Here is a 24,807-nt window from a genome sequence, read left to right as displayed (position 1 = left end):
GGGTGCTTGGTGGGGGGGGGGGGCCCCCGGGGGGTTTTCCCAACCCCGCCCCCCGCCCCGCCGCGCCGCCCCCCCCACCCCGGCTCCCTCCCGCCGGAGGTCGCCGGCATGCGCACGTTCGCGCAGACGGTGGGCGCGGACCTGCCGTCCCTGGCGGCGCAGGCACGGGCGGTGCACACGGGCGGAGTCGACCTCGTGCGCATCACCGCTCGGACACTCGTCATCGCCGGCGATCAAGACCCGCTCGCAGCCCGGCCCGGCGTGCTCGCCGACGCCATCCCGGACGCCCGCCTCGTGCTCGTCGCCGGCGATCACGGGATCGTCGGCAGCAGCCCCGGCTTCCGCACGGCGGTGGCCGACTTCCTCCGGGACTGATCGTGAGCGTGCCGGAGGTGCCCTGCGAGCGAGAACGAGCACCGGCGAGTGGTGAGGCGGCAGGCGCGCTACCTTCGTCCCGGGTACATCGTTCCCGGCTGCGAAGGGCTGAGCTGTGGAGCACGTGACGATCGACCCCGCGCAGGTCGGCGACGCGCTGGTGCTCGCGCTCCCCGGCTCCGTCGGCGACGTGCGCTCGGCGTTGCTCGCGAAAGCGCTGGTAGCCGCCGTGGTCCCGTCCGCCGTGCTGATCGTGCTCGACGTGCGCGGTGTCGACATCATGTCGGTGCAGACCGCCAGGACCCTCGTCGCGTTCGCCGACGGCTATGCTGAACGTGGCGTCGCCTGCGCTGTGGTGCACGATCCGGCGAGCACGTCCGCATCGGTTGTGCTCGACGTCGTCGACCCGAATGGCGCCGTGCCGCGGTTCACCGCGCTGGAACAGGCACTGGCCGGCCGCCGGGGTGGGGATCTGCCCGCACCACGCGGCCAGGCGTCGGTGGTGACCAGGTCGACGTTCTTCGCCGGTGGGCACGAAGACGTGGAAGCGGTGCTCGGCACCTCGTACGCCTCCATGCGGATCGTCGGCGCCGAGGGCCGGCCGCAGGTGCACCTGACGAGACTCGCCACCGCCGAGCTCTGCGTCGACGACCTGGACGTGCGGGCGGGATTCGGCTTCGACGCCGGCCCCGTCGGCAGGATCTGCCTCGTCGACCTCCGGTCGGGCACGGTCGAGGACCACCTGGTCGCAGGGCAGAAGGAGCCCCAGGCGTTCGGACCAGGCGATCTGTTCTCCCTCGCGCCACCGGACCTACCGGTCACAGGCCGCGTCAGCGCTGCCCGGGCCGTGGTCACGCTGGTGACACCCGAGCTGTTCTCCCAGGTGGTGGGTCCGGGGCGGGAGGTCCGGTTGCTGAGCCACCGCCCGTTCGACGACGCCGCGAGCGGGCGGCTGCGGGCGGCGATCACGCACGTGCGCGACACCGTGCTGGCCGCGCCCGAAGCCGACTCGCTGCTCGTCTCCACGGCGTGCAGGTACCTGGCCGCGTCGGTGCTGCGGGCGTTTCCGAACACAGCGCTCTCACCGCTGACGGCGACGGACGACAACGACGCCCACCTGCGGACCTTGCGGCGGGCGATGGCGTTCATCGAGTCCAACGCGGACCGGGACATCGGCGCCGCGGACATCGCCGTCGCCGCGAGCGTGACGGTCCGCTCGGTGCAGCTGGCGTTCCGCCGCCACCTCGGCATGACACCGATCGCCTACCTGCGGCGCGTGCGTCTCGACGCCGCCCGGACCGAACTGCAGGCCTCCGATCCCGCCGGCACGACGGTGACCCGGATCGGAACCCGGTGGGGTTTCGGCAGTGCGAGCACCTTCGCCGCGCAGTACCGCGGTGCCTACGGCGAATCTCCCTCGCAGACCCTGCGAGAGGACACGGGGTTCGTTCGTATTTCCGCTACTTCGGACTTCGCACCCGCGGGTATCGCCCCGCCTGCCCGCACTGGTGCACTGGACGACGAACCATCCACCACCACTTCGGGGAGGCACGGCATTGCCAGGACCGAGAACGCCGACGACGTCGCCGACGCCGAAGTGGTCCACTTCGAGGAGCTGACCAGGAGGCTGCTCCACACCTCCACGGTGGCCGGGGCGTTGCAGCAGGTCGTCGAGGCCGTGGGCACCGTGGTGCCCGGTGCCGACATGGTGAGCGTGACGGTCCGCACGCCGGACGGGACGTTCCACACGCCGGTGCAGACCGACGACGTCGCGGCTGAGCTGGACCAGGTGCAGTACCGCTCGGGGCGGGGGCCGTGCCTCGACGCGGCGCGCACCGAAAGCCCGGGCTATGTCGAAAGCCGTGACCTGACGGACGAGGCGAGATGGCCCGAGTTCGCCACCGCGGCAACAGGGCACGGCTTCCGCGCGATCCTGTCGAGCGAGCTGCTCCCCGCCGGCGGGAGGAACCAGCTGTCCGGCGCCCTGAACATCTACTCGCGTCACGCGAACGGCCTCGACGCCGCGGACCGGCACGCAGCTTTGCTGCTGGCCACGCACGGCTCGCTGGCCCTGGCCCACGCGCGGGCGACCGAGCTCGCGGACCTGACGCAGATCCAGTTGCGGCGGGCCATCGACAGCAGGGACGTCATCGGTCAGGCCAAGGGAATCCTGATGCAGCGCCAGGGCATCGGCGCCGCCGAGGCGTTCGACCTGCTCCGCCGGACCTCGCAGCAGCTCAACGTGAAACTGGTCGACCTCGCCGGCACGCTGACGGCTCGCCACACCGAGCTCGACCAGCTCTGAGCGCCCGCATTCCCCTTCACGGCGATGACCATCGTTCTGGTCGCGGACGACGACGTCCTCGGTTCGACGGTTATCCGCCTGTGGCAGGGGTATCTGGGGCAATGGCCACCTCAGCGCCGGCACCCCGTGGAGACCCGTTCCGGGCGCCGGAAGAACAGAATCCAGCTGTCGCAAGTGAAACCACCGTCACCGAGCACCTCGCACGAGGTGCCGTCGTCACGTTCTTCGACCCCTCTCCGACCGCTGAACCGGTGTTCCGCCGCGCGATCGCGATCGGTCCGGAGATCGTCGACCCGCGCACACACCTGCGGTGGATCCCGTTGATCCGCAACGACCTGCGAATCGAGCTGGTGGCGTGGGCGCTGGTCGTCGACATCGCTCCCGTGCGGTGCCGTTGACGGCGAACGACCACCGTCCCGCAGAGACTGATCCGGTTCCTGTTGGAGGAGAACTGACATGAAGGCCGTCGTTTACCGCGGTAGCAAGGACATCGCCGTGCAGGACGTCCCGGACGCACGCGTCGAGGAACCGACCGACGCGGTCATCCGGATCACCACCACGAACATCTGCGGCTCGGACCTGCACATGTACGAGGGACGGACGAACGTCGAGAGCGGGACCGTGCTCGGCCACGAGAACATGGGGATCGTCGAGGAAGTCGGGCCCGGCGTCACGCGGATCGCCGTGGGGGACAGGGTCTCGGCTCCGTTCAACATCGCGTGCGGCTCGTGCCGCAACTGCACGCAGGGCTGGACCTCGTTCTGCCTGCGCACCAACCCGACCGAAGGTGTCGACGGCGCGGCGTACGGCTACGCGAACATGGGCCCGTACGCGGGAGGGCAGGCCGAGCACCTGCGGGTGCCCTACGCCGACTTCAACCTCCTGAAGCTGCCTCCCGGCGACGACTTCGAGAACGACTTCACGATGCTCTCGGACGTGTTCCCCACCGGGTGGCACGGCACGGAGCTGGCGGGTCAACGCCCAGGTGACGACGTCGTCGTGTTCGGCGCCGGGCCAGTCGGTCTGATGGCCGCGCACAGCGCGGTCCTGCGAGGCGCCGCGAGGGTCTTCGTGGTCGACCGCCGGCCGGACCGGCTCGCCCTGGCCGGCCGCTTCGGCGCCGTCCCCGTCGACTTCTCGCAGGCCGACCCGGTCGAGCAGGTCATGGAGGCCACGAAGGGCCGTGGGGCGGACTGCGGCGTGGAGGCGGTCGGCTACCAGGCACACGACGACCAGGGCGACGAACACCCCGAGCTGGTGCTCGACAACCTCGTGAAGTGCGTGCGCACCACCGGCGGCCTCGGCGTCGTCGGCGTGTACGTGCCGCAGGACCCCGGCGCGGCCGACGACGGCGCGAAGGAGGGGCGCGTCGGCTGGGACTACGGCACCTTCTTCCAGAAGGGCCTGCGCATGGGCACCGGCCAGGCACCCGTGAAGCGCTACAACCGCCAGCTTCGCGACCTGATCATCGCCGGCCGCGCGACGCCGTCGATCATCGTCTCGCACGAGCTCCCGCTCGACCAGGCGGCGCACGGCTACACGCACTTCGACAACCGGGAGGACGGCTGGACCAAGGTGCTGCTCAAGCCCGGGCTCTGACCGGGCGATGCCACTGCTGCGAGATCCGGCGGAACCGGGCCACCTCGGCACCGTTGCCCGATCGAGCCTGCGCCGGTGGCGGTGCTCAGTCCACCTCGGGGTAGTCGGGGTCGGCCGTGTGGTGGTCCAGTTCGACCAGTGACAGGACCATGCCCGCGTTCGAGCCGGGCGGTGCGAGCAGGCGCAGCTCGGTGCCGTTGGCGCGGTGCAGGGCGACCAGCCGGTGCAGGGCGGCGACGCCGGAGCTGGCCAGGTGGGTCACCCCGGTCAGGTCCACGGTCAGCGACCGTGCGCCGGTCGAGCCGGCGGTGAGGATCTCCTTGTTCACCACCGAGGTCGTCGCCGCGTCGACGGGACCGTCGAGCCGGATGCGCGGCGTCGGCGCGCTCGGCTGGTCCAGCACCAGCAGCGGGTCGGACTGGGCGCGCTTGCCCGCGGTGCCGGAGGCGCCGTTCCCGGCGGTGATCAGCTTGGCGGGCCGGGTCAGCCGCCGCACGGTCTCGGCTGTCGTGCCGTGCTCGTCGTGGTCGATGCGCAGCGAGTCCATCAGGTGCTCGACCATCTGCAGCCCGAGTCCCCGGTCGGTGGACGGTGCGGGGGAGCGCCACCGTCCGCGGTCGGTGACGCGGACCGACAGGCTGCCGTTGCCGGCGAGGGAGGCGGTCAGGGTGCAGGTGTGCTGCCCGGCGGAGTCGACGTAGGCGTGCTCCGTGGCATTGGTGATCAGCTCGACGACGGCGTGCCGCACCGCGTCACGATCGTCGGCGCCGGCGGGGATGCCGGCCAGCCAGTCGTCGAGGGTGACGCGGGCGGTCCGCAGGGCCTGCTCGTCGGCGGTCAGGACCACGTCCAGCGCGGCCGGTGCGGCGGTGAGCTGCGCAGCCAGCAGGGTGATGTCGTCGCTGTGCCCGGTGGCCCTGGTGAGCACCTCGACGGTCTGCGTGCACGCGCGCTCCACGGCGAGCGCGGAGCCGCCCCGCATGATCCGGTCGGCGGTGGCGTCCGCGGCGACCTGTGCGAGCTCGACGGTGCTCTCGGCGAGCGAGCGGCCGGGTCGCTCCAGGACGCCGTCGCTGTAGAGCAGCACCAGATCACCCCGGCCGAGCCGGTCGGTGCGCACGACCGCCGGGCCGCGCTCGGCGCCCACCCCGAGCGGAGCGGTGCCCGTCGGGGGCAGGTAGCGGGCCTGGTCGCCGACGGGAACGACCAGCGGTGGCGGGTGCCCGGCGGTGCAGTACTCGACCACCCCGGTCACGGTGTCCAGCACCACGACGCACACCGTCGCGGCACGGGCGCCGTGGATCCGGTCGGTGGCCACGTCGGCGGCGCGCAGGGCGGCCACGATGTCACCGGTGGCGGCCAGGTACTCGGTCAGCAGCACCCGCAGCTGACCCATCGCGGCCGAGGCCGCCACACCGTGCCCCACGACGTCCCCGACGACGAGTCCGACCCGTCCGTCGGCCAGCACGACCGAGTCGAACCAGTCGCCGCCGGCGGCGGTGTCGGCATCGGCGAGCAGGTAGCTCGCCGCGAGCTGCACACCGGGCAGAACGGGAACCCCGGCGGGCAGCAGTTCGCGCTGCAGGGCGTCGATGACGTCGCGCGCCGCGGCGTAACGGCGTTCCGCCGCGGCGGTGCGTTCCTGCGCCGCTTCCCGCTCGCGGACCCGCCCCGTGACGTCGGTCGCGGTGATGGTGACCCCGGCGATCTCGCCGTCGTCGTCGCGCCAGGGCGTGGCGGTGAAGTCCACGAGGTAGTCGACGAGGCCCACGTCCGGGACCTCGACGTACGCGCGCAACTCGCGGACCTCGACCGGCTCACCCGTGGTGTAAGCGCGTTCGAACAGCTGCACGATGTGCTGCTGGTCGAGGTCCGCGAACACCTCGCGGATCGGCGTGCCGATCATCTCCGTCCGCCGCGCGTAGGAGCGGTAGGCCTCCGTGGTCGCGACCACCCGCAGCTCCGCGCCCTGCAGGACGAGCACGAGCAACGGCAGTTGGTCGAACACCCTGCGCACCAGGTGCGGGTCACCGACCAGCCGATCGCGGGACAGATCTCGATCACCGTGCTCCGACGTCATCCGAGCCCTCTCCCAGCAGACGCTGATGTCGTCCATGCTCCACCAGGGCGCGCTGGTCGGCAGCGCACAGAGCCTCGCGCAGCACGAACGGCACGACACCGGACGTGATGAACAGGCCGGAAAAGCCAAATCCCGACCATTGCCCGAACGGCTGGGAATCTCCAGGTTCACTCGTCGGCGCTGCTGTTCCCGCTCACGTCGAATGGGGGAAGTCGCTCACCGGACACGGGCAGCGAGCTCGTCACCGCGAGTCGAGGTGCAGGTTCACACTTTGAGGTGTCTCCGATTCCCGGTCATGGCTTTGTCCTGGTGCCGATGCCATGGTTGTCGGCGGTCGGCCAAAGTCCTTGAACTTGCTCGCATTCATCCGGAAGGCACGGGGTCAGCGCATGCAGCGGAACGCACTCGAGCGCGTCACGGTCATCTTCAGGCTCTTCGACCGCGACGGGGACGGTCGCCTGGAGCAAGAGGACTTCGAGAGCATGGCCGGCGACGTCGTGCGGGCGGCTCCGCAGTCCGGCGAGCAGGCCAAGATCGTGATGCGTGACGCGTTCGAGCGCTACTGGCGCACGCTGGTCGCCGAACTGGACACCGACCGCGACGGCACGATCTCCCTCGACGAGTTCACGGCCTGCGTGCTGGCGCCGGAACGGTTCGACGACACGGTCAGCGAGTTCGCCGTGGCGCTCGCCGCCCTCGGCGACCCGGACGGCGACGGGCTGATCGAACGGCCGGTCTTCGTGTCGCTCATGTCGGCGATCGGCTTCGACGACGACGCCATCCACGCGCTCTTCGACGCGTTCGACCCCTCCCCGGCCGACGAGATCACCGTGTCCACGTGGGTCGAGGGGATCAAGGACTTCTACAGCCCCGCGAAGGTCGGCATCCCCGGCGACGAGCTGGTCAGCGGCAGCGTCTGACCGGCGCACGCGCAGGAGAGGAGCACCTTGTTCCCCACCATCGGACTCGCCGTCGGCCGTGGCACCGGCCAGGAGCTGGCCGACGTCTTCGAACGCGTCCTGACGACGCTGGGAAACGCGTCGTCGGTGTCCATCGGACTCGCCCGATCTCCCCGGCTCTACCACTCGTACTTCTCGCTCGCGGCCGAAGCCGCGGGAGTGGAAGAGGTCGGCCGGCTCACCAGGCAGGACGCCGACCACTACGAGGAGTTCTGCCGCACCCTGGCACGCTCGGGCACGACGGCGGTCTTCCGCACCGCCATCAACGCCCAGTCGCTGTACCTGGTGCGCGAACGGCTCCAGGCCGTGAAGGTCGACCTCATCGGCGACGGTGACACGGAGCTGCTCCTGGTCCGCGACGAGGCGCAGGGCTTCTACACGGGCGAGAACCGCCACGCGCCCGGTGTCGTGCACCGCGTCACGACCTTCAGCCGGGAGATCACCGAGAAGATCGTCGTCGCCGCCCTCCGGCAGGCCCAGCGGCACTGGCCGGGGGAGCCGGTGCGGCAGATCGTCATGGCCTACAAGTTCCACCTGCTCGACGGCGCGCTCGGCGACTGGGTCGCCGACATCGGCGCCCGGCACGGCGTCGATCTCCGGCTGGCCCAGCCGGACACGGTCAACCGCAACATCATCGAGCACGGCCTGCCCGCGCGCAGCGTCGTCATCGGGGCCAACGAGTGGGCCGACATCATGCACGTCGTCCTGCTGGACAGGCTGGGCTCCGAACGCCAGGAGAACCGCTGCACCGAGAACGTCCACCTGCACCCCGCGGTGAGCGATCTCGTGGAGTACCAGACGGTCCACGGTTCCGCGGACGACCTGGAGGGCCTGGGCACCGTCAACCCCACGGCGACGATCCGCGCCGCGGCCGCGATCGCGCAGCGGCACGCCGGGTGCGCCGGTGCGGTCGAACGCACGGAGAACGCCCTCGCCGCGGTGGCGGACCAGGGTGTGTCCACACCGGACAGGGGCGGGCGGCACTCCACCACCGAGGTCGTGGCCGCGGTCGTGGACCAGCTGCAGCGGCCGGGTTCCGGCGACCGTCGCACGGCGGCCGTGTCCGCGGCGCGGTCGTGACCGCGACGGCGCTCGTCGTCATCGACCTCCAGAACGACTTCTGCACGGGCCCGGCCGCGGCCGGCAGGCACCGGCGTGCTCCCACCGGTCTGGATGTCGTGGCGGACAACGCGGTCCGGGCCGTGGCCGCGGCGCGGAGCCGGGCGGTCGAGCTCGTCCACGTCCGGTTCACCGGTGACGCCGAGCACCAGGGGCCGAGCTGGCGGCGCCGCGACCTGCTGCTCGGCAAGGCCCCCAAGTGCCGGGAGGGCAGCTGGGGAGCCGAGTTCCACCGGGTGCGGCCGGTGGAGGGAGAACGCGTGTTCACCAAGCGCGCCCGGTTCGACGCGTTCCTCGCCGAGGGGTTCGAGGACCACCTGCGGGAGAAGGGCGTCGAACACCTGGTGTTCGCGGGCCTCTACACCGACGTGTGCGTGGACACCTCGGCGCGCTCGGCGTTCCAGCGGGGCTTCCACGTGAGCGTGCTGACCGACTGCACCACGAGCCTGCACCTGACCGACGAGGCGATCCTGTCGTTCATGAGCACCCTCTACGGCGCGCGGCTGATGACGCTGGACGACCCGGAGGTGTGGTCGGTGCCCGCCACCCCACCGGAGACAGCGGACAGCGGGGGACAGGTGGTGGAACGCGGGGTCGCGCGCACCTCGCTCATGGTCGCCGCGGCCCGTGCCATCGAGACGCACCGGCACGACTCGCTCGCGCGGGACGACTACGCCGAGCACTTCGTCCGTGCCGCGGGCACCTGTGAGAACTGGCCGGTGCGCCCGCACGAGGTCCCGGCCGGTGACGAGGACCCGTTGTGGGGCAGGCTCGGGCGCTACTTCGGCCTGCGGACGAGAGTGCTCGACGACTTCGTGCAGCGGTCGGTGCACGCCGGGGCCCGGCAGGCGGTGTTGCTGGGCGCCGGGCTCGACACGCGGGCGTTCCGGCTCGACTGGCCGCGGGACTGCGTCGTGTTCGAGCTCGACCAGGACCCGGTGCTCGGCTTCAAGCAGGACGTCCTCGACCGCCTGGGCGCGACACCGCGGACCCGGCGCGTGCCCGTCGCGGTCGACTTCCGGCAGGACTGGGAGACAGCGCTGGCCGCGGCGGGGTTCGACCCCACCTCGCCGAGCGTGTGGCTGGCCGAAGGCTTGATGCTGTACCTGCCCAGCGACGCCGAGCGGCGCCTGATCGACGCCGTGGACAGGCTCGGCGTGCGCGACAGCTCCATCGCCTTCGAGGTCAAGCTCGGCAGCGAGTCGCCGCAGGTGCGTTCCAGCACCGTCTACTCGCTGGCCAGGCAGCGCATCGGCGTCGACCTGCTCAGCCTGTTCGACGCCGAACCGCGCCCCGACTCCGCCGGGTACCTGGCGAGCAGGGGCTGGGCCACGGAGGTCACGACGCCGTTCGACTTCGCCCGGTCGTTCGGACGTGGCCCCGAGCCGCAGGCCGACGACGCGCTGGCGAGCAACCGGTGGATCTTCGCGACCCGCACCTGACCGGCAAGTGCGGCTTCTGCCGACCATGTGAAGGCACTGGCGCTGTTCGGCTTCAGCGCAGTGGGGCCCGATTTTCCGCGTGTGCGGCGGGAACCGTCTGGTGTGCCGGACCCCGGTGAAGCCGGCGACGGCGGGTGAGATCCGGGGAGCCTGTAGCGGGGCGAAGGCCATCGCGCCGTGGTGAGGATCAGGCCGGGTAGGGGAGCAGGCCGGCTTTCACCGACTCCACGCGCTCCTGAGCTCGGCGACGAGCGCGCGCTGGGTTTCGGTGCGCCAGAGAAGATCGCGGGCCGGGGCGGCCTCGCCGCCGAGGAGGTGCCCGGCGAGGCTCATGCCTTCGAGAGGCAGAACCGGTTGCGCCCCGGCCACGTCGAGCACGGTCGCGGTCCAGTCCGGCCCGCATCACCGGTGTCCCGCTGACCTGGCCGCCGGTGATGCGGGTCGGCCAGCGGACGATGCCGGGCTGCGGGTCAGGCGCGACCTCGAGAACGGCATCGCCGCCGGCCGGTTCGCGCGCCCGGACACCGACTGCGACCGGGCGGCCGCCGGGATGGCGGAGGTGGTGCCGCGGATGCTCGGGCTCTCCGCCGAGGACGCCGCGGAGGTCGTCGCGCGCCCGCTTCCCGGCGACGGTGGGTCCCCGGTCCCCGCCCAGTGCCGCCACCCGAACGGTTCAGCCTGTTCAGCGTGCGAGGCGGGTAGCCGATAACAAGTGTGGAGGGAGCGTCCTCCGCCGCCCGACGTGGGCGCGGGTTCACTGCGAAAGGCCGGTCATGCGCATTGCTGTCGCCGTCGCCGCACTGCTCGCGACCGCCGCGTGCTCGGCGACGCCCCCGGCCGGGACGACCACGCCCGCTCCGCCGTCAGCCACCGCGCCGGCTCAGCCGACCGCCCCCGCCGTGCCCGCCGCGAAGACCTGCACGGTGCCCGACGTCGTCGGCATGGTCCACCAGACCGCGCAGGACACGATGCAGAAAGCCGGTCTGTACTTCCTGCGCGAGCAGGACGCGAGCGGCCAGGGCCGCCTCCTGATCAACGACCGCAACTGGAAGACCGTCGCGCAGAGCGTGGAAGCCGGCAAGGTCGTCGACTGCACCACGCAGGTCACGCTGTCCGCGACGAAGATCGACGGATAGCCGCTGCCGCACGCTCAGGCGACGTCGCTGAGCGGCAGGACGCCGCTCAGCGAGATGCCCCAGTCCTCGTCCCGGAGCAGGTGGACGGGCCGGTCGGACCGGTACTGCACGATCTCGCGGTCCGGGTCGGTGGTCACGATGCGCACGGTGCGGCCGTGCCGGCTGACGGCGGCGACGTGCAGCGGCACGCGGTAGCCGGGCCAGGGCTCGTGCCAGAACCACTGTCCGGCAACGACATCGGCGGCGGTGGTGCCGGCTCGCGGCGGGATGACCGACGTGTTCATGATCGTTCCTCGGGAGCCGGACCTCGCGGTGGTGAGGTGTTCGGGCCGGGGTTCCCGTTCTGAGCTGCGGTTACACCCGTTTCGCCGCACGGGTGGGCCGGGTCACCCGGACAGGAGCCGGCGGGTGTACCACCGCAGCAGGCGCTTCTCGCGCGGCAGGTCGTAGCGCTCCGGTTCGATCACGGCGCAGAGGTGCAGGCCGTTGATCATCGCCAGCACGTGCGCCGCCTGGTCCTCGACGTCCTCCTCGGCCAGGTGCCCCTGCGCGACCAGCGCGGACAGCCAGCGGCGCACGGCGGTGGCCGACGCCTCGTGGGCGGCGCGCAGGACGTTGCGCAGGGCGGCCGGCGCGTTCGGGGCCAGGGCGGTGCAGTAGAGGTCGAACCAGCTGCCGCGCAACGAGATCTCGCGGGCGGGGTCCGGCAGGAACTGCTCCAGGCAGTCGTAGAGGCGGCCGGCCGGGTCGCCGGTGTCGTCCTCGATGTCCAGGTCGTGCAGCAGCGACGTGACCAGCTCGGTCGTCACCGCGAGGTGGAGGTCGGCCTGCGAGGGGAAGTAGTGGCGCAACGTGGTCGCGCCCACGCCGGCTTCCCGGGCGACCCCGCGCACGCTCAGGGCGCCGAAGCCGCTCGTGCTCGCCAGCCGCAGTGCGGCTTCGACCAGCTCCTGGCGGGTGGACATGCCCCCGAGTGTACCGGTACGGATGCGTGAAACGTGCCGGTACGTTTGACGCCTATCGTGCTAGTACATATTCTCGGATCGTACTAGTCGCGTCGCGGCGAGGACGTCGTGACGCGATGTCCTGTCAGAGATCGGCGTCCCCGACGTGAGGAAAACCATGACCAGGATGTCCGGATCCAGCGAGGATGCTCCTGCGGCCGCGAAGCCGGAGGACCCCGCCGAGGGCGGCACGGCACGGCGGACGTGGTGGGGTCGCACCTACAGCGCCGGGGAGGTCGAGGCGGCCCAGCGGCAGTGGCGCGAGCTGCGGCCGTGGGGGAGTCCGATGGAGCGGGCGGACAAGGTGCTGATCGGCGTGCTGACCGCCTCGATCGTGCTGTCGCTGGTGTCCCTGCCGCTGCGCCCGTTCCTCCTGGGGACGCACCCGATCGCGACCGCGGCGGCCACGGGCAGCTCCTCGGCCATCGGGGCGGGTGCCGCGTTCGCGCGCCTCGGGCAGGGCGAGCTGTGGTGGGTCGTCGCGGCCGGCATCATCGGCAAGGTCAAGTTCGACTGGCTGTACTGGTGGGCCGGACGCCGGTGGGGGCAGAAGAGCGTGGGGTTCTTCGTCCCGACCGACAGCGCGCGGCGACTCGTCCCGCGACTGCGCTCCTGGCCTGCGTGGGGCAAGTTCGGCCTCGTCGTCGGCGCGTCGGTGCCGGGTGTGCCCGCGATCCTCGCGTTCCTGCTCGCCGGGCTGGCGGGGATGTCGCTCCCGGCGTTCCTGCTGGCGGACGTGATCGGCGCCGGTCTCATGACCGGACTGGTCGCCGGTCTCGGGTACGGACTCGGGCAGGACGCCGTGGACGTGGTCCTGCTGATCGACCGCTACGCGCTGTGGATCACCCTCGCCTTCGCGGTCTTCCTCGGGGTGCAGGCGACCCGTGCGCAGCTCGCTCGCCAGAAGGAGCAGCGCACCGCCGCGTAGGCGATCCACCCGCGTCTCGGGCGGGGGAGACAGGCGCGAACTGCCGGGATGCCCACGAGGCATCCCGGCAGGTGCCGGCGCGGGCGGCGATCGGTCAGTTGCGGCTCCAGCCCGCAGGCCCGACCCAGAGCGTCTGGTTGTTCCGCGTGGGCACCACGTCGGTGCGCGCCACGTAGCGGTAGTAGCCCGCCGGCCACTTGCTGCAGAAGACCGTGGCGATGATCTTGTTCCGCTGGCCGAGGGCGACCTTGCCGTACACCAGGTCGTCGCCGGTGTCCCAGTTGGTCGACCAGTAGTCCGTGTAGGCCTGGATGGCGGTGACACGTCCACCGCTCTCGCAGTTGGCCAGCCACGTGGGGAACGAGATGTACACCCACCCCGTCGTGGCGGCCTGTGCGGAGCCCTGTCCCACGACGAGCCCGGCCATCATCACCGCCGCCGACAAGGCGGCCATCAGTCTTCGTCTCATGTTCTTCCTCTCACCGAACGACTTTCCGCCGCCGTGCTCACCTGATCGGAGACACACGGGCCGCCGCTACGAGTCCAAACGACTTCACTCGGACGGCGCCCAACGGAATGTCTATGAAGGCCGGTCGGGAAGAGGGGTCTGCTGTGGACGCGATGACGCGCCCCAGCGGCCTTCGCCCATGGTCGATTCGGCAACGGAATTCAGCGGTACAAGGACATTCCTCTACCGGCGCGGGTGGCGGTCGTAGCGCTCGAAGCGTTCGGGCAGCGGCTCCGAGCCGGTCGTCCTCACGCCTGCCACCCGGACCTTGCGGGCCCTGATCCGCCAGCGATCGCCCTCGTCGGCCAGCTCGTCCTCGTAGCAGCCCCACACGTGCAGGTGCCGGTCCTGCCCCGCGTTGTCGTGGAAGGCGTACACGTAGGCGATGGTCCGCGCGGTGCCGTCGCCCACGTGCAGGAAGCTCACCGTCGACACGTGGTGGCTGGTCGCGGTGTAGCGACCGGTTGCCGCCTCGAAGAGGGCGCGCAGCGCGGTGCGGCCCGCGGTGACGTTGCCGTGGCCGTAGTCGAACGTGCCGTCCTCGGTGAACAGGTCGGCCAGCAGGTCGATGTCGCGGCGGTCGACCCCGCGGCTGTAGGCGTGCAGCGTGTCGGTGATCTCGGCGCGGGCCACCAGGTCCGCCGCGGTCAGCCGGGTCATCGGGTCACCTCCGGGGTCGTCGGGTCGCCGAAGGCGGCGAGGATCTCGCGCAGCCGGTCGGGATCCTCGACGGGCCAGCCGAAGTACGACGACACGCGGTCCACGCGGCCGTCGAAGCGCTTGCGGCACAGGGCCGGCATGTCCTCCGGGGCGCCGATCAGTGCGATCTCGCCGAGGACCCGGTCGTCGATCAGGTCGCCCATCTCGGCCCACCTGCCGGCGCGCGACAGGGTCTGCAGCTCGGGCTGGAGGTTGTCGTAGCCGATGCTCGCGAGGACCTTCGAGTAGGCGGGGGTGGAGGCGTAGAACGCGATCTGCTCGCGGGTCTTCCTGGAGGTCTCGGCGATCTGCTCCTCGGTGTCGCCCATGACGAGGAACAGCGGCACGTACAGCTCCAGCGCGTCACGGCCGCGGCCGGACGCCGCCAGGCCGCGGTCCACGGCGGGCAGCGTCACCTGGTCCAGGTACGCCGTGGTGGTCATGCCGTGCAGGAGCAGGCCGTCGCACAGCTCGGCGCCCAGTTCGGTCATCTTCGCGCCGACCGCGGCGATCATCGTGGGGATCCGGTGCGTGTGGTGGTGCGGCGTGAACACCGGCGTCATCAGCGTGTGCTGGTAGTGCTCGCCGCGGTACTCGAGGCGGGTGCCGTCGCGCCACGACGAGAAGATCGCGTCCATCGCCAGCAGGAAGTCGCGCATCCGGTCGACGGGAGAGCTCCACGTCATGCTGAAGCGCCGCTCGACGTGGGCCTGGATCTGGCTGCCCAGGCCGAGCACGAAGCGCCCGCCGGACATGGCGGCGAGGTCCCACGCGAGGTAGGCGACCGACATCGGGTTGCGGGCGAACGCGACCGCGATCGCCGTGCCGACCGAGACCCGCTCGGTCGAGAGCAGTGCCGCCTGGGACTGGAGGAAGGCGTCGGTGACGCTCTCGCTCGCCCAGACGCCGTCGAACCCCCGTGCCTCGGCGTCCGCCGCGATCGGGCCGCACCCGGCGGCCGAGGAACCGATCATGCCCATGTCGATCTTCATCGCGCGTCCTTGGGTAGCTGGAGAACCCGTTCCCCGATGGCGTTCTTGAGGATCTCGTCGGTGCCGCCGCCCACGCGGAGACCGGGCAGCCCGAGGGTGAGCTCGGACCACGCGTAGGTGCCCCACTCGCCGGTGTCGGCCACGTGGCCCGCGCCGAGGACGTCCGCGGCGACGTCGCTCATCTGCCGCAGCAGGTCCGTCGTGAGGAGCTTCGTCATCGCCAGCTCGGGGCCGGGGGTGCCGCCGCCGGCGAGCAACCGGTCCGTGGTCAGCCGCGCCGCCCACGCGCGCACCACGACGTCGGCGAGCTGGTCGCGGGTGCGGGCGTCGACCGGTTCCTGCGCGTGGCGCGCGAGGTCCACCAGCCGGTCGACCAGCGCGGCGTCCACACCGACCTCGCGGCCGATGGCGGACCGCTCGTGCAGCAGCGAGGTCATCACGACGCCCCACCCGCCGTCGACCGCGCCGACGCGGGCCGAGTCGGGGACGGGGACGTCGGTGAGGAACACCTCGTCGAACGACGCCCCGCCGGTGAGCTGGCGGATCGGGCGGATCTCCACGCCCGGCGCGGTCAGGTCGACGAGGAACGTGGTGAGGCCCGCGTGCTTGGGCTTGGCCGGGTCCGTGCGCGCGATGCAGAGACCGATGTCGCTGTAGTGGGCGCCGGAGCTCCAGACCTTCTGGCCGTTCAGCACCCAGCCGTCACCGCGGCGTTCGGCCCGGGTGGACAGACCCGCGAGGTCCGACCCGGCACCGGGTTCGCTGTAGAGCTGGCAGGCGATGACCTCGCCGGTCCGCAGCCGGCGCAGCAGCCCGGTCTTCTGCTCGTCGGTGCCGTGTTCGAGCAGCGTCGGGCAGAGCGTGGACGCGCTGAAGCGGAGGTAGGCGTCGTCGGGGAGGGCGTGCTCGGCCTCGACGGCGCGCAGGAGCTCGGCGTGCCGCGTGGTCAGGCCCGCGCCGCCGTAGGTCTCGGGACCCTCCACCCAGGACAGTCCACCGGCGTCGAGGTGGGCGCGGTAGCGGCGCAGCTCCGCGATTTCCTCCGCCTCGCCCTCGGAGCGTTCGGCGACGACCGAGACCCGGTCGTCGCCCTGGCCCCAGGCGTTCCCGGCGGCGGCCCGCCGCGGGGCGAACGCGCCGACGACCTCGGCGACGCGCTGCCGGAAATCCCCTTCGCTCACATGTCCTCCGATCGGGGCTCCCCGGCTCGGCGCACTGTTGCGCTGGTGGGGCGGCGTCCTTAAGCTAGCAAAGCAAGTGCTTGATTTAAAGTGCGTCGAGCCAGGTCGAAGGAGGTGCCGTGGTCGGCATCCAGTCCTATGCCGTGTACCTGCCCGTGCCGCGCCTGGACCGCGCCGACGTCGCCCGCGTGCTCGGGGGACGGGGCAGGGGGGCACGTCCCGTCGCGTCGTTCGACGAGGACGCCACGACGATGGGCGTGGCGGCCGCCAGGGCCGCGCTGCGCGGCGCCGGTGCCGTCGGCAGCCTGTGGTTCGCCACGACGCGGCCCGGTTATCTGGAGAAGTCGAACGCGGCCACCGTCGCCGCCGCGTCCGGGCTCGGTGAGGAGGTCGCGGCCTACGACGTGTCCGGTGCGCTGCGCGGTGGCGCGGGCGCGTTGTCCGCCGGCCTGTCCGCCGGTGACGCCGTCGTCGTCGCGAGCGACCTCCGCTACGGCCTGCCCGGTTCCGCGGACGAGGCCGGTGGGGCCGATGCCGCCGCCGCGCTCGTCGTCGGGCCCGACCCGGTCGCCGAGCTGCTCGGGTCGGCCGCGCTGACGACCGAGTTCCTCGACCGGTGGCGGGTCCCCGGCGAGGTCCGCACCCGGACCTGGGAGGAGCGCTTCGGCGTGGAGGCCTACGTGCCCCTCGTCGAACGGGTCGTCGAGGACGTCCTCGGCCAGTGCGGGCTCAAGCGCGAAGAGGTCGCCCACGTCGTCGTCAGCACGCCCCACGCCCGAGCCCGTACCGCCGCGCGCCGCGGCTTCGAGGCGGAGCAGCTCGCCGCCGCGGACGTCGCGCACCTGGGCTACGCCGGCGCCGCAGACCTCGCCGTCGGCCTGGCGCTCGCGCTCGACGCGGCGTCCCCCGGCGACGTGGTCCTGGCCGTGTCGGCCACCGACGGCGCCGACGCCTTCGTCTTCCGCGTCACGGAGAAGCACGCCCACGGCCCGCGCAGCGGGGTGGAGGACGCGCCGCCCGGGCAGCCCGTGTCCTACGGCGACTTCCTCAACTGGCGCGGCCTGCTGCCGCGCGAGCCCGCCCGGCGTCCGGACGTCAAGCCGCCCGTGCCGCCCGCCTCGCGGCGCACCGCGGCCTGGAAGTTCGGCTTCGTGGCCGCGCAGTGCGGGTCCTGCGGCTACCGCAACCTGCCGCCGCGCCAGGTCTGCCTGCGGTGCTCCGCGACCGGGGGCTTCGAGCCGGTCTCGATGGTCGACGTGCCCGGCAGGATCGCGACGTTCACCGACGACTGGCTCTCCGAGTCGGTCCAGCTCCCCGCTCGCGTGGTCGCGGTCGACTTCGACGGCGGCGGCCGGTTCGAGTGCGAGATGACCGACGCGGCCGGCCGCGAGCTCGCCATCGGCGACCGGGTGTCCCCGGCGTTCCGGCTGGCGAGCGTCGCGGGCAACGGGGTCCGCAACTACGTGTGGAAGGTGCGCCCGCACCTCGAGGAGGACTGATGGGATCGCACGCTCTCACCACGCCGGTCGCCGTGGTCGGCATGGCCTGCACGAACTTCGGCGAGCACTGGGACCGCGACGTCGACGACCTGCTCGTCGAGGCGACGCACGGCGCGCTGCTCTCGGCGGGCGGCCTCGGCGCCGGGGACGTCGACGCGTTCTGGCTCGGCTCGATGATCTCCGGCGTCTCCGGGCTGACGCTCACCCGTCCGCTCAACATCGCGCACAAGCCGGTGACGCGGGTGGAGAACATGTGCGCGACGGGCTCGGAGGCGTTCCGCAACGCCTGCTACGCCGTGTCCTCCGGTGCCTACGACGTCGTGATGGCGGTCGGCGGCGAGAAGCTCAAGGACGCGGGCTACACCGGCTTGGAGATGCCGAGCGTCCCGAACGACGGCACGCCGCCGGTGCTCAGCGCCCCCGCGATGTACTCGATGATCGTGCCCGCCTACGCGCGCCGCTACGGCGTGCCGGAGGAGCAGGTCAAGGAGGCGATGACCCACATCGCCTGGAAGAACCACGGCAACGGGGCCAGGAACCCGCGCGCGCAGTTCCGCAAGGAGGTGCCCAAGGAGACCATCGCCCAGGCACCCGCCCTCGCGGGCAGGCTCAGCGTCTTCGACTGCTCCGGTGTCGCCGACGGGGCGGCCGCGGCCGTGATCGTCCGCGCCGAGGACGCGCTGAAGTACACGGACACGCCGCTGTACGTGCACGCGCTGGCGCTCGACGCCGGCTCGGGCACCGGCCGCAACGACAGCGACTACGACTACTCCGACCTCGGCGAGGCGGCGGCGTCGGCGAAGGCGGCGTACGCGCAGGCCGGGATCACCGACCCGGCGACGCAGATCTCGCTGGCCGAGGTGCACGACTGCTTCACGCCCACCGAGATGGTCCTGATGGAGGAGCTGGGGTTCTCGGAGCGCGGCAAGGCGTGGCGCGACGTGCTCGACGGCCGCTACGACCGCGACGGCCCGCTGCCGGTCAACCCCGACGGCGGCCTGAAGAGCTTCGGTCACCCGATCGGTGCCAGCGGGCTGCGCATGATCTACGAGATGTGGCTGCAGTTCCGCGGCGAGGCGGGGGAGCGGCAGGTCGCCGACCCGCGCTACGGACTCGTGCAGAACCAGGGCGGCAGCCCCGGTGACCTCGTCAGCGCGGTCACCATCTTCTCCAACCGCAAGCCCTGAACCGGCTCTTCGCGCCGTGCCCGCTCGATCGTGACGCGGTCCGTTAGGGTGACCGAACACTTCGACCGGTTACAGAAAGGCAGCGCAGTGTGAGTACTACCCGTCGCCGCTCGACCGGCTCCCCTACGGGCGTGGCTCGCAAGGAGCTGATCATGCGGGCCGCGGCGAAGGTGTTCGCGGAGAAGGGCTTCTCCGCCGCCACCGTGCGGGACATCGCCGACGAGGCCGACATGCTCTCGGGCAGCCTCTACTACTACTTCGACTCCAAGGAGGCGATGGTCGAGGAGGTGCTCGTCGAGTACCTCGACACCATCATCCGCGGCTACGACGCGGCGATCGCCAGGGCGGAGGGGCCCGTCGACGCGCTGGAACAGCTCGTCGAGTGCGCCCTGCGCGGCCTGGTCGAGAACCGGCAGCACGTCACGATCCTCCAGAACGACTGGCACTACGTCCGGCCGATGAAGGGCATCTCCGACCGCCAGCACCGGGTCGAGAAGGTGTGGCTGGAGACGATCCAGCAGGGCATCGACGCGGGCGTCATCCGCGACGACATCGACGCCCGGATGATCTACCGGACCATCATGGGTGCGATCCAGGCGGTCATCCGCTGGTTCAACCCCCGCGGCCGGGTCGGCATCGACCGGGTCATCGAGGTGCAGACCGCGATCCTGCTCAACGGGATCCGCACCACCTGAACCAGGAGAGGCGTCCACCGGCGCCTCCCCGTCAGCGCTGCATAGCAAGCGCTTGATTCACAACGGGAGGAGAGGCGTGTCGGGTCTGATGCTCAGCGCCGAGCTGTCGCCGGTGTTCGCCCGGTTCATGGACCAGCGCAGCCCGGTGGAGGTCAGCCGCCGCGGCGGCGCCGGCCTGCCCGAGCTGTGGACGGGACTGGTCGAGGAGGTCGGTGCCGCCGCCCTGCTCGTCGAGGACGAGCACGGCGGTCAGGGCGCCACTCTCACGGAACTGGCCGCCGCGGTGGCCGAGGCCTCGCGGTGCGGCTGGTCCGGCCCGCTGGTCGCGGCCTCGGGAGTCGCGGTGACCCTGCTGCGCCTCGTCGACCCCGCCGACGACACCGGCCTGCGCCGGGCGCTCGCCGAGCAGGGGCTGGTCGTGGTGCCGGCCCTGCACGAGGACGGGGCTGGCGTCGCGCTGGAGGCCGCCACGCGGTTCGACGGGCAGGTGGTGAGCGGGCGCAAGACGTTCGTCCACAGCGGGACCCACGCCGCCGCGTTCCTGGTGACGACGTCGGGCGACGAGCTGGTGCTGGTCGACGCCACGGCACCGGGTGTGCGGGTCACGGCCATGGAGGCGGTCGACCCCGGTCAGGGCCTCGCCCTGCTCGACCTCGACGGCGCCCCGGCGTCGCTGGTGGCCGACGGCGTGGCCGGCGCCGTGCGCGACGCGTGGCTGACCGGCGCGCTGCTCACCGCGGTCGACGCCCTCGCCGCCGCCGACCGGGCCTTCCGGCTCGCTCGCGACTACGCGGTGGACCGCACGCAGTTCGGCCGCCCGGTCGCGTCGTTCCAGAGCATCAAGCACAAGCTCGTCGACATGTACGCCGAACTGACCACCGCGACCAGCGCCGTGCTCGCGGCACTGGCCGCCGCGTCGGACGGCGCCGCCGACTGGCGCTTCGCCGCGTCCGCGGCCAAGGTCCGCGCGGGTGACGCCGCGATGGTCGTGCTGCGCGAGGCGGTCCAGGTGCATGGCGGCATCGGGTTCACATGGGAACACGAGATCTCGCACCACTTCCGGCGCGTAACGACCGCCCGCGCGCTCTACGGGACGCCGACCGCCCACCGGGCGCTCGTCGCCACCGAGCAGGGCTTCTGATGGGCGACGTGCCCTCGCGGGTCGTGCTCCGCGAGGTCGGCCCGCGCGACGGCCTGCAGAACGAGCCGCCCGTGCCCACGGCCGGGAAGGTCGAGCTCGTCGACGCGCTCGGCACGACCGGGCTGACGGAGATCGAGACCGTCTCCTACGTGCACCCCAGGGCGATTCCGCAGATGGCCGACGCCGCCGAGGTGTGGTTGGCCGTGCAGCGCCGCGACGACGTGCGGTACTCGGCGCTCGTGCCCAACCTCTTCGGCGCCCGCCGTGCCCTCGACGCGGGCTTCCGCGACCTGGAGGTCGTCGTCTCGGCGTCGGCCACCCACAACCTGCGCAACCTCAACCGCACCCCGGAGCAGTCGCTCGACGGCATCGCCGAGGTCATCGACCTGGCGCACGCGGCGGGGGCGACCTGCCAGGTGATCGTCGCGACCGCGTTCGGATGCCCCTACGAGGGCGAGATCGCCGAGGACGTCGTCGCGTCGTACGCCGCCAGGGCCCGCCGCGACGGCGCGGACAGCATCTGCTTCGGAGACACCACCGGCATGGGCTCGCCGCCCAGGGTCCGCCGCCTCGTCGGCCGGTTCCGCGACCTCGACGCCGGCGCGCCGCTCGCCCTGCACCTGCACGACACCCGCGGCACCGGCATGGCGAACCTCGTGGCGGGCCTGGAGATGGGTGTGGAGCGGTTCGACGCGAGCGTCGGCGGCCTCGGCGGCTGCCCGTACGCGCCCGGCGCGAGCGGCAACATCGCGACCGAGGAAGCGGTGTACCTGCTGCAGGAGCTCGGCGTCGAGACCGGTGTCGACCTGGACCGCCTCCTCGGCGTCGCCGCGCTCGCGCAGCGCCTCGTCGGCCGGGAGCTGCCGTCCAGGGTGCTCAAGGCGGGTCCGCGCACCCGCCTGTCCGCCTGACCCCTCCAGCGAAGGAAAACCGCGATGCCACTCGACCCGACCCGCGTCGGCACGGTCACCGGACCGCGCACCGTCACCTGGACCGACCGGGACTCGCTGCTCTACGCGCTCGCCGTCGGCGCGGGCCAGGACGACCCGCTCGCCGAGCTGGCCTACACCACCGAGAACAGCGAAGGCGTCGCCCAGCAGGTGATCCCGTCCTTCGGCGTGGTGCTGAGCGTGGCGGACGGGCTGCCCGACGTCGGCGACTTCGACCCGGCGCGGGCGGTGCACGCCGAGCAGGAGTTCGAAGTGGACGGACCGATCCCGGCGGCGGGCACGGCGCACGTGACGACGACGGTGACCGAGATCTGGGACAAGGACCCGCACGCGCTGCTGTGGACCGAGTCGGAGCTGGTCGACGCGGAGACCGGCCGGCGGCTGATGCGCAGCCGCCTCGGCGGGTTCTTCGGCGGTGCCGGCGGGTTCGGCGGCGACCGCGGCCCCAGCCCCGCGTGGACGGCGCCGGACCGGGCGCCGGACCTCGAGATCGACTTCGCCAGCAGGCCGGACCAGGCGCTGCTGTACCGGCTCACGGGGGACCGCAACCCGCTGCACGCCGACCCGGCCTTCGCGGCCCGCGGCGGGTTCGCCCGCCCGATCCTGCACGGCATGTGCACCTACGGCTGGGTCACCCGGCTGCTGGTCAACCACCTCGCCGGCGGCGACGCGAGCGGCCTGCGGTCCATGGCTGGCCGCTTCACCCGGCCCGTCCTGCCCGGCGACCCCCTGCGCCTGGTCGTGTGGAACGACGGCGGCACGGGCGTGTTCCGCGTCCTGACCCCGGCCGGCGACGCGGTCGTCGACCGCGGGAGGTTCGGGCTCCGCACTGCATGACGGTGTGTCACCGACCGGTCCGGAAATGCGGAAATGCAGCTCAGACCATTGCGTGACCGGAGTCACCGTGCCTAATATCAAGCACTTGCTTTACTTGGCTCAAGCGCTTGCTTGACCCGTTGGTCAGAAAGGGACGCCCGTGTCTCGACTCACCACCAGCCGGCAGTGGCGCCGGTTCCGCACGGTCACAGCGGCGATCACCACCACTGCCGCACTCGTCGCGCTCTCGGGATGCGGCGGCGCCGCGGACGCGGGTGCCGGCACCAAGTACCTCGTCGGCTTCCCCGCTCTGCTCTCCGGGCCCGCCGCCTTCGCGGGCGTGCCGATCACCGAGGGCGCCAAGCTCGCGGTGAAGGAGATCAACGCGAGCGGCTACCTCGGCGACGGCAAGACCGTCGACCTCAAGATCGACGACATCAAGGGCGATCCGGCGAAGGCCATCGCGCTCTACCGGCAGTACGTCGCGGACGGCGCCTCCGGCGTCCTGTGCTGCGGGCTCTCCTCCGAGGCCGGCGCGCTCGCCCCGATGATCAAGCAGAGCAAGGTCCCCGCGATCGTGTCCTCCGCGATCCTCGCGGGCCTCGCCGAGCCGCCCTACGTCTACCGCCCGGTGGTCCTGCCGGCGGAGTCGGGTGGCCTCTACGACCAGTTCGTCGACACGGTCGTGCCGAAGGAGGGCATCAAGACCGCGGTCATGGTGGTCACCTCCGACAACGACGGCATGGTCGGTGACGCCAAGGTCTGGAAGGCCGCGCTCGAGCGCAACGGCGTGAACGTGGTCCGCACGATCAACACCTCGGCGGCCGACACCAACTACACGCAGGCCGCGACCGAGGTGCAGTCGCTCAACCCGGACGCGGTGGTCGCCAGCATGCTCGGCACCCCGGCCGCGCTGCTGTCGAAGTCGTTGCGCGAGCGCGACTACGGCAAGCGCATCCTCACGAGCTACGGCGTCGACAGCGCCGAGCTGTTCAAGTCCTCCGGCGGCGGTCTCGCGGGCGCCCTGTTCGCGGTGCCGTTCCAGGCGGGCTTCACGACCAACGAGCGCGCCACCAAGTTCACCGCGGACTACAAGGCGGAGTACCAGAAGGACCCCGACATGTACGGGGCGCAGGGCTACACCGCGATGTGGCTGATGGCCGAGGCGATCAAGCAGGCCGGCGACAAGGACCCGTCCAAGGTCGCGGACGCGCTGCAGAAGGTGAGCAAGCAGGACACCGTCTACGGCGAACTGTCCTACAAGAACGGTCAGGCGAGCCTGAGCGGCAAGGGCGCGTACCTGGAGTGGAGCAAGGACGGCGTGCTCGTGGAGTGGAAGCGCTGACCACCGCCGCATGAGGGAGAGGACGTCGATGGACATCGGAATCGCCTGCGGTTTCCGGACAACGGGCGGGCAGCCGCTCGGCGCGGCGATCACGCGGGCCGCCGCGTCCGCCGAGGAGGCGGGTCTCGCCTCCTGGTGGGCGCACGGTGACCGCGAGGCCGCCGCGGACCGGGCCCACGACCCGGTGCTGGGAATGCAGCGGGTGGCCGGGGCGACCGGCCGGATCCGGCTCGGCCTGTCCGGTGAGCTCCTCGCCCTGCACAGCGCGGCGGTCAGGGCCAAGCAGATCGCGAGCCTCGACTGGTTCGCCGGCGGCCGGCTGGAGCTGGGGCTCGACCTCGCCGCTCCGCCCGCCGTCCTCGCCGACCCGTTCCGCGACACCGGCGACCACCTCGGCCGCGGACTGGACAACCTCGGTGCGATGCGCGCGTTGTGGACGCAGCGGCGCGCATCGCACCAGGGCGAGCACGTCCAGTTCAACGGCGCGATCGCGCTGCCGAAGCCCGCGGGGGACCGGGTGCCCGCCACCCACCTCCGCGCGACGACCACCGAGGCCCTGGAGCGGTACGTCGCCGCCTGCGGCGCGCCGGCCGGCTGGCTGACCTGGCGCGAGGGTGCCGCCGGCCTGGTGGCCTCCGCCGCGGTGCTCGCCGGCGTGCTCGGCGACGCCGCCGGCGGGGTGCGCCGCACCTGGTGCGTGCCGGTCGCCGACCTGCCCGCCGCCAGGGAGGCGGTCGACGTGCTCCCGGTGAGGGTCGACGAACTCGTCGCCGAGCTCGACCACCTGCCCACCGACGACGAGATCGCCGCCATCGCGGCGTTCGCCTGAGCCGCGAGAGGAGGACGG

General features: G+C 72.1%; 25 protein-coding genes. 17 read left to right on the top strand and 8 right to left on the bottom strand.

The window, feature by feature from the left end:
- Positions 1 to 108: 108 nt before the first annotated feature.
- The 4 genes from ACFWGZ_RS12455 to ACFWGZ_RS12440 all read left to right on the top strand — a co-directional run bounded on the left by ACFWGZ_RS12455 (position 109) and on the right by ACFWGZ_RS12440 (position 4,279).
- A complete protein-coding gene (locus tag ACFWGZ_RS12455) occupies positions 109 to 375 on the top strand; it encodes an alpha/beta fold hydrolase (RefSeq protein ID WP_382451572.1) in 267 nt (88 codons plus the stop codon).
- A 124-nt stretch (positions 376 to 499) separates the two neighbouring features.
- Entirely contained in the window at positions 500 to 2,680 is a 2,181-nt protein-coding gene (locus tag ACFWGZ_RS12450) for an ANTAR domain-containing protein (protein ID WP_382451571.1), read from the top strand.
- A 251-nt stretch (positions 2,681 to 2,931) separates the two neighbouring features.
- Positions 2,932 to 3,078 carry a hypothetical protein gene (locus ACFWGZ_RS12445; RefSeq protein WP_382451570.1) on the top strand — a complete coding sequence of 49 codons (147 nt, stop codon included), beginning with the start codon at positions 2,932 to 2,934 and terminating at the stop codon, positions 3,076 to 3,078.
- Between the two features lie 58 nt (positions 3,079 to 3,136).
- Positions 3,137 to 4,279, top strand: coding sequence for a glutathione-independent formaldehyde dehydrogenase (locus tag ACFWGZ_RS12440; RefSeq protein WP_382451569.1), 1,143 nt, complete (start codon positions 3,137 to 3,139; stop codon positions 4,277 to 4,279).
- Between the two features lie 85 nt (positions 4,280 to 4,364).
- Here the strand turns inward: ACFWGZ_RS12440 and ACFWGZ_RS12435 are convergent, their stop codons facing one another.
- Complete coding sequence (locus ACFWGZ_RS12435; RefSeq protein WP_382451568.1) at positions 4,365 to 6,395, bottom strand: SpoIIE family protein phosphatase; 2,031 nt, start codon at positions 6,393 to 6,395, stop codon at positions 4,365 to 4,367.
- A gap of 353 nt (positions 6,396 to 6,748) precedes the next feature.
- On the opposite strand from ACFWGZ_RS12435, the gene ACFWGZ_RS12430 reads away from it, so the two are divergent.
- The 3 genes from ACFWGZ_RS12430 to ACFWGZ_RS12420 are packed head-to-tail and all read left to right on the top strand — an operon-like array spanning position 6,749 to position 9,879.
- Positions 6,749 to 7,279, top strand: a complete 531-nt coding sequence (locus ACFWGZ_RS12430) for an EF-hand domain-containing protein (RefSeq protein ID WP_382451567.1) — start codon at positions 6,749 to 6,751, stop codon at positions 7,277 to 7,279.
- A gap of 27 nt (positions 7,280 to 7,306) precedes the next feature.
- Positions 7,307 to 8,398 (top strand): isocitrate/isopropylmalate family dehydrogenase, encoded by a 1,092-nt coding sequence (locus tag ACFWGZ_RS12425; RefSeq protein WP_382451566.1) that lies wholly within the window; start codon positions 7,307 to 7,309, stop codon positions 8,396 to 8,398.
- Positions 8,395 to 9,879: an SAM-dependent methyltransferase gene (locus ACFWGZ_RS12420; RefSeq protein WP_382451565.1), complete on the top strand. Its 1,485-nt coding sequence runs from the start codon at positions 8,395 to 8,397 to the stop codon at positions 9,877 to 9,879. Before ACFWGZ_RS12425 ends, ACFWGZ_RS12420 begins: the two co-directional genes overlap by 4 nt.
- A gap of 216 nt (positions 9,880 to 10,095) precedes the next feature.
- Here ACFWGZ_RS12420 and ACFWGZ_RS12415 read toward each other — a convergent pair whose 3' ends face one another.
- Positions 10,096 to 10,257, bottom strand: a complete 162-nt coding sequence (locus ACFWGZ_RS12415) for a hypothetical protein (RefSeq protein ID WP_382451564.1) — start codon at positions 10,255 to 10,257, stop codon at positions 10,096 to 10,098.
- A gap of 395 nt (positions 10,258 to 10,652) precedes the next feature.
- Here ACFWGZ_RS12415 and ACFWGZ_RS12410 point away from each other — a divergent pair, with 395 nt between their 5' ends.
- Complete coding sequence (locus tag ACFWGZ_RS12410; RefSeq protein ID WP_382451563.1) at positions 10,653 to 11,015, top strand: PASTA domain-containing protein; 363 nt, start codon at positions 10,653 to 10,655, stop codon at positions 11,013 to 11,015.
- A 14-nt stretch (positions 11,016 to 11,029) separates the two neighbouring features.
- Here the strand turns inward: ACFWGZ_RS12410 and ACFWGZ_RS12405 are convergent, their stop codons facing one another.
- Together ACFWGZ_RS12405 and ACFWGZ_RS12400 are read right to left on the bottom strand one after the other, a co-directional pair.
- Positions 11,030 to 11,299, bottom strand: coding sequence for a hypothetical protein (locus ACFWGZ_RS12405; RefSeq protein WP_382451562.1), 270 nt, complete (start codon positions 11,297 to 11,299; stop codon positions 11,030 to 11,032).
- A gap of 102 nt (positions 11,300 to 11,401) precedes the next feature.
- Complete coding sequence (locus tag ACFWGZ_RS12400) at positions 11,402 to 11,980, bottom strand: TetR/AcrR family transcriptional regulator (RefSeq protein ID WP_382451561.1); 579 nt, start codon at positions 11,978 to 11,980, stop codon at positions 11,402 to 11,404.
- A 166-nt stretch (positions 11,981 to 12,146) separates the two neighbouring features.
- Here ACFWGZ_RS12400 and ACFWGZ_RS12395 point away from each other — a divergent pair, with 166 nt between their 5' ends.
- The gene (locus ACFWGZ_RS12395; RefSeq protein ID WP_382451560.1) at positions 12,147 to 12,947 is read left to right on the top strand and encodes a DedA family protein; all 801 of its coding nucleotides are present in this window, start codon (positions 12,147 to 12,149) and stop codon (positions 12,945 to 12,947) included.
- A 94-nt stretch (positions 12,948 to 13,041) separates the two neighbouring features.
- Here ACFWGZ_RS12395 and ACFWGZ_RS12390 read toward each other — a convergent pair whose 3' ends face one another.
- The 4 genes from ACFWGZ_RS12390 to ACFWGZ_RS12375 all read right to left on the bottom strand — a co-directional run bounded on the left by ACFWGZ_RS12390 (position 13,042) and on the right by ACFWGZ_RS12375 (position 16,327).
- Positions 13,042 to 13,416: a hypothetical protein gene (locus tag ACFWGZ_RS12390; protein WP_382451559.1), complete on the bottom strand. Its 375-nt coding sequence runs from the start codon at positions 13,414 to 13,416 to the stop codon at positions 13,042 to 13,044.
- Between the two features lie 222 nt (positions 13,417 to 13,638).
- A complete protein-coding gene (locus ACFWGZ_RS12385; RefSeq protein ID WP_382451558.1) occupies positions 13,639 to 14,115 on the bottom strand; it encodes a nuclear transport factor 2 family protein in 477 nt (158 codons plus the stop codon).
- Positions 14,112 to 15,146 carry a TIGR03617 family F420-dependent LLM class oxidoreductase gene (locus ACFWGZ_RS12380; RefSeq protein WP_382451557.1) on the bottom strand — a complete coding sequence of 345 codons (1,035 nt, stop codon included), beginning with the start codon at positions 15,144 to 15,146 and terminating at the stop codon, positions 14,112 to 14,114. Before ACFWGZ_RS12380 ends, ACFWGZ_RS12385 begins: the two co-directional genes overlap by 4 nt.
- On the bottom strand, positions 15,143 to 16,327 hold the full coding sequence (locus ACFWGZ_RS12375) for an acyl-CoA dehydrogenase family protein (protein ID WP_382451556.1): 1,185 nt from the start codon (positions 16,325 to 16,327) through the stop codon (positions 15,143 to 15,145). The genes ACFWGZ_RS12380 and ACFWGZ_RS12375 overlap by 4 nt, the downstream gene beginning before the upstream one ends.
- A gap of 119 nt (positions 16,328 to 16,446) precedes the next feature.
- On the opposite strand from ACFWGZ_RS12375, the gene ACFWGZ_RS12370 reads away from it, so the two are divergent.
- From ACFWGZ_RS12370 to ACFWGZ_RS12335, 8 genes are all read left to right on the top strand, one after another.
- On the top strand, positions 16,447 to 17,826 hold the full coding sequence (locus tag ACFWGZ_RS12370) for a hydroxymethylglutaryl-CoA synthase (protein WP_382451555.1): 1,380 nt from the start codon (positions 16,447 to 16,449) through the stop codon (positions 17,824 to 17,826).
- Positions 17,826 to 19,013: an acetyl-CoA acetyltransferase gene (locus tag ACFWGZ_RS12365; protein WP_382451554.1), complete on the top strand. Its 1,188-nt coding sequence runs from the start codon at positions 17,826 to 17,828 to the stop codon at positions 19,011 to 19,013. The genes ACFWGZ_RS12370 and ACFWGZ_RS12365 overlap by 1 nt, the downstream gene beginning before the upstream one ends.
- Positions 19,014 to 19,144: 131 nt before the next feature.
- Positions 19,145 to 19,708 carry a TetR/AcrR family transcriptional regulator gene (locus tag ACFWGZ_RS12360; protein ID WP_382451553.1) on the top strand — a complete coding sequence of 188 codons (564 nt, stop codon included), beginning with the start codon at positions 19,145 to 19,147 and terminating at the stop codon, positions 19,706 to 19,708.
- 76 nt (positions 19,709 to 19,784) lie between these two features.
- Positions 19,785 to 20,849, top strand: a complete 1,065-nt coding sequence (locus ACFWGZ_RS12355; protein ID WP_382451552.1) for an acyl-CoA dehydrogenase family protein — start codon at positions 19,785 to 19,787, stop codon at positions 20,847 to 20,849.
- Positions 20,849 to 21,760 (top strand): hydroxymethylglutaryl-CoA lyase, encoded by a 912-nt coding sequence (locus ACFWGZ_RS12350; RefSeq protein ID WP_382451551.1) that lies wholly within the window; start codon positions 20,849 to 20,851, stop codon positions 21,758 to 21,760. The genes ACFWGZ_RS12355 and ACFWGZ_RS12350 overlap by 1 nt, the downstream gene beginning before the upstream one ends.
- A 24-nt stretch (positions 21,761 to 21,784) precedes the next feature.
- Positions 21,785 to 22,636 (top strand): MaoC/PaaZ C-terminal domain-containing protein, encoded by an 852-nt coding sequence (locus ACFWGZ_RS12345; protein WP_382451550.1) that lies wholly within the window; start codon positions 21,785 to 21,787, stop codon positions 22,634 to 22,636.
- A 139-nt stretch (positions 22,637 to 22,775) separates the two neighbouring features.
- Entirely contained in the window at positions 22,776 to 23,960 is a 1,185-nt protein-coding gene (locus ACFWGZ_RS12340) for an ABC transporter substrate-binding protein (RefSeq protein WP_382451549.1), read from the top strand.
- A 28-nt stretch (positions 23,961 to 23,988) separates the two neighbouring features.
- Positions 23,989 to 24,789 (top strand): LLM class flavin-dependent oxidoreductase, encoded by an 801-nt coding sequence (locus tag ACFWGZ_RS12335; RefSeq protein ID WP_382451548.1) that lies wholly within the window; start codon positions 23,989 to 23,991, stop codon positions 24,787 to 24,789.
- Positions 24,790 to 24,807 lie beyond the last annotated feature (18 nt).

Origin of the sequence: Lentzea sp. NPDC060358 (assembly GCF_042725365.1) — a bacterium.
GTDB lineage: Bacteria > Actinomycetota > Actinomycetes > Mycobacteriales > Pseudonocardiaceae > Lentzea.
The sequence above is the reverse complement of the archived record's forward strand: the minus strand, read 5'-3'. Positions and strand labels throughout refer to the sequence as shown.